This is a genomic window from Pseudomonas sp. K8 (assembly GCF_014889455.1).
GTDB lineage: Bacteria > Pseudomonadota > Gammaproteobacteria > Pseudomonadales > Pseudomonadaceae > Aquipseudomonas > Aquipseudomonas veronii.
This window is the reverse complement of record NZ_VJWO01000162.1, coordinates 1-707: the sequence shown is the minus strand read 5'-3', so window position 1 is coordinate 707 and position 707 is coordinate 1. Positions and strand designations below refer to the sequence as shown.

The 707-nt window shown below is 65.8% G+C and carries 1 protein-coding gene; it reads left to right on the top strand.

The genetic code is table 11. From position 1 onward, the window contains the following. On the top strand, nt 1–586 hold a 586-nt coding region (locus INT12_RS30730), incomplete at its 5' end, for a hypothetical protein (protein WP_226926404.1). Between the last annotated feature and the right edge of the window lie 121 nt (nt 587–707).

Here is a 707-nt window from a genome sequence, read left to right as displayed (position 1 = left end):
GGTAGGCAGCGTCATCCAGGGCCTGACCGTGAGCGGCACCGGCGACGAGGCCGTGCACCTGCGGTCCAACAGCACCGACAACGTCGTCCTCGGCAACACCATCAGCGACACCGGCAACCGCAGGGACAAGTACGGCGAAGGCGTCTACATCGGCTCAGCGGTGAGCAACTGGTGCACCTACACCGACTGCGACGCCGACCGCAGCGACCGCAACGTCGTGATGGGCAACACCATCTCGGGCACCTCCTCGGAGTCGATCGACGTCAAGGAGGGGACGACGGGCGGCGCGGTCCTCGGCAACACCTTCGACGGTGCGGGCATGACGGGCGCCGACAGCTGGGTGGACGTCAAGGGCAACAACTACCTGATCCAGGGCAACACCGGGACGAACGCCGAGAAGAACGGCATGCAGACCCACCAGATCCTCGACGGTTGGGGCGACTTCAACGTCTTCGCCGCCAACTCCCTCGACGTCGGCAGCTCGGACTTCGCGATCGCCTCGTGGCCCGAGGAGTCCAACGTCGTCAGGTGCGACAACACCTTCGTCAACGCGGCCGAGGGACTCAGCAACATCCCGTGCACGTGATCGGGACGACCCTTCCAAGGAGAACGATGATGACCACCACCACGCGACCGCGGATCACCGTCCTGGGCACGGGCTACCTCGGCGCCACCCATGCGATCTGCATGGCCGTGCTCGGCTACGA